At 61.6% G+C, this 3,008-nt stretch carries 2 protein-coding genes and 1 pseudogene; all 3 read right to left on the bottom strand.

Features of this window, described 5'->3' with window-relative positions:
- Positions 1 to 3: 3 nt before the first annotated feature.
- On the bottom strand, positions 4 to 768 hold the full coding sequence (locus DBR24_RS24135; RefSeq protein WP_128615990.1) for an SDR family NAD(P)-dependent oxidoreductase: 765 nt from the start codon (positions 766 to 768) through the stop codon (positions 4 to 6).
- Positions 765 to 1,502 carry a 3-oxoacyl-ACP reductase family protein gene (locus DBR24_RS24130; protein ID WP_123464422.1) on the bottom strand — a complete coding sequence of 246 codons (738 nt, stop codon included), beginning with the start codon at positions 1,500 to 1,502 and terminating at the stop codon, positions 765 to 767. The genes DBR24_RS24135 and DBR24_RS24130 overlap by 4 nt, the downstream gene beginning before the upstream one ends.
- Positions 1,503 to 1,511: 9 nt before the next feature.
- Positions 1,512 to 3,008, bottom strand: a pseudogene (locus DBR24_RS33530) (pyridoxalphosphate dependent aminotransferase); the annotation flags it as partial.

Raw genomic sequence — 3,008 nt, 5'->3', positions numbered from 1 at the left:
TCGTTACATTCCCAACCCGACACCGCCATCAATCACCAGGCTCTGGGCAGTCACCCCACCAGCCTCGGGACTGGCCAGGTAACGCACCATCGCCGCCACTTCTTCGCTCTGGATGAAACGGCGCATCGGCAGTTTCTTCTTCGCGTTGCGCACGATCTGTTCCTGGGTCAAACCAGCAATCGCCGCTTGCGTCGCCAGTTCACCCTGCAACATCGGCGTATCGATCCAGGCCGGCAGAATCGCGTTGACGGTGATCTGCCGCGACGCCAGGTCCAGCGCCAGCGCCTTGGTCATGCCGACGATGCCGTGCTTGGACGCGCAGTACGCGGTGTTGCGCACCTTGCCGGCCCGACCGAGGATCGACGACATGTTGATGATCCGGCCCCGATCGGGCATCAGCGCCAGACACAACGAGGTCACGTAGAACGTGCCGTTGAGGTTGACCGAAATCACCTTGTGCCAGTTGTGCAGATCCTCCGGCTCGTTCTCGTTGCAGATACCGGCGCTGTTGACCAGCACATCAACGTATTCGACTTGCGAACCGAGGGTCTTGAAGAACGCCTCCATCGCCGGCAGGTCGGCAATGTTCGCCGCGTGGGTTTCGACCCGTGCCTTGATCTGCGCGTGTTGTTTATCGACCCAGCGCTGCAGTTCCGGCAGATCGAGATCCAGCAGGATCAGACGATTGTCGGCCTCGGTGGCGAAATTCTCCGCCACCGCGCGGCCGATGCCCTTGGCGGCACCGGTAATCAGAATGGTCCGGCTCATGGCATTTTCAGCCCGCCGTTGACCGGCAGGACCTCCCCGGTCAGGTACAAACCGCGATCAGCGAGGTACAGCACTGCTTCGGCAATTTCTTCAGGTTCGGCGTAGCGTTTGATCAGCAGGCGCGACTGGATTTCTTCCTCCTGACTGCCGATCAGCGCCGTGCTCATCTCGGTCTTGACGATGCCCGGCGCTACCGCATTGACGCGAATGTTGCGCGGCGCCAATTCCACGGCCAGGGCACGAGTCAGCGACTCGACCCCGCCCTTGGCCGCGGCATAATTGCTTTGGCCCTTGCCGGGTTTTTGCGCCGCCACCGAACTGATATTGACGATGCAGCCACTGCGCTGGCGCATCATGCCCGGAACCACCTGCTGACAGCACAGCAGGGTGCCGATCAGGTTGGTCTGGATCACCTCGACGATGTCGCGGGCCGACATCGTCGCGAGCAAGCCGTCACGGGTAATGCCGGCGTTGTTGACCAACAGATCGACACGCTGGAAATGCTGGTCGACCCGTTCGAAAAACGCCTTGATGCTCTCGCCGTTACCGACGTCGCATTGCAGCGCCAGGCAGTCGATGCCCGACGCCTGCACTTCATCGCGCAAGGCCATCGCCGCCACTTCATCGCGCACGTAACTGAACGCGATCTGATAACCCGCACGGGCGAGGGTCAGGACAATCGCCCGACCGATGCCGCGACTGCCACCGGTCACCACTGCTACTTTATTCGGCATGACCGTTCCTTAAAGCGAGTTGTCGGTTTTGAACTGGGCGAGGCTGAAGCCGTGGGTCGCGGCCAGTGCACGAATCTGCTGCACTTGCTCGCGGCTGATGTCGCCGTAGGAGTAGTGCTGTTTCATACCCGACAGGCCCATCAACACCGACTCGGCCATGCACGCATACAGCTGACCTTGCTTGAGGTAGGCGCGGACGTTTTTCACCAGGCCATCGCCCAGTGGTGTCTGCACGATGCCGCCATGCATGTAGAGCACGTCGGCGCGCTGGCTGGCGAGGTTCTGGTCAACGTTCAGCGGCACGGCGATGTCGCAGATCACGCTGTTTTCGGCGAAGTGCTCGGCAAAGAGAAACGGCTGCGGTGCGTTCGCCGCGCAGAGCACGATGCGCGCTTGCTTCAACACCTCAAGATCGTTGCTGACCGTGATAAAGGCGTTGGCGCCCAGGCGTTCTTCAACCAGCTTCGCCACGCGTTGACCGAGGTCGGCACTGTTGCCGTTGGCCTTTAGCAGCGCTTCGATACCGTCGATTTGCTGCAAGCGCCGGGCGAGACGATCGTGTTCGGCGACACCCTTGAGGATCGCCCGGGCGGCTTCGGCGTAGATCTGTTGAGCGGTTTTCTCCAGGCGGCGCAGCGAACCGTCGCGACCGCTGCCGATGAGGATCAGGTGCTCGACACTGGTCGACAACAACGAGGCATAGGTCGAAGCGATGTTGCCGGCAGCGCCGACAACCGCAGCAGTCTGCTCGCCCAGCTCAAGGCCCTGTTGCTTGCAGCCCTGTTCGATGGCTTCCAGGCCCATGCCGATGGTCAGTGCATTGCCGGAAGTCAGCGCCATGTCAGGAATCTGCAGCGCCTGGCAGTTGTTGGTCACGATTGAGGTGTACATGCCCAGACCGGCGACGCTGTAGCCATCGGCGCGGGCATCCTTGATGCGATTGCCAACCTCTTCACGGATGGTTTGCAGATCACCGCTGGCGATGTACGCAGCCATCGCATCGGAGTCCATGCACAGCGGGTACAAGGTGAACTCCACCGCCGTGCCGAGTTTCGAACGAATCTGCACCGGGCCGATCGGCGCGGCACGGCGCTCGGGGGCCATGCGTTTGATGAACTCGCGCTTCTGTTCAGCGCTCAGGGTCGACAGCGAAGGATCGACATCGCTGAGCATGTCCGAATCGATCAAATGGTTGATGAACGCCACGCGAGCCACCACGCGCACGTTCTCGTCAGACTTTGGGCGGGTTTCGGTCTCCTTGAAGCTGACCTCGCGTGCTGGCACGTCAGCGATGCTGTCGGCACACACACCGGCGGCCAGCGGGAAGGCATCGCGGCGGCGCAGCATGTCGCAGACTTTTTGCAGGGAAGCGATCAACCCGTCAATTTCCGCAAAGGTGATGCACACCGGCGGTTCCAGACGGATCACATTGGCGTTGCTGCCCGACGGCGCCACGCGCAGGGATTCGAATTGCAGCAGGTAGCCGGCGATGATGTAGCCCAGCGC

Origin of the sequence: Pseudomonas sp. HMWF006, assembly GCF_003061205.1 — a bacterium.
GTDB lineage: Bacteria > Pseudomonadota > Gammaproteobacteria > Pseudomonadales > Pseudomonadaceae > Aquipseudomonas > Aquipseudomonas monsensis.
The sequence above is the reverse complement of the archived record's forward strand: the minus strand, read 5'-3'. Positions and strand labels throughout refer to the sequence as shown.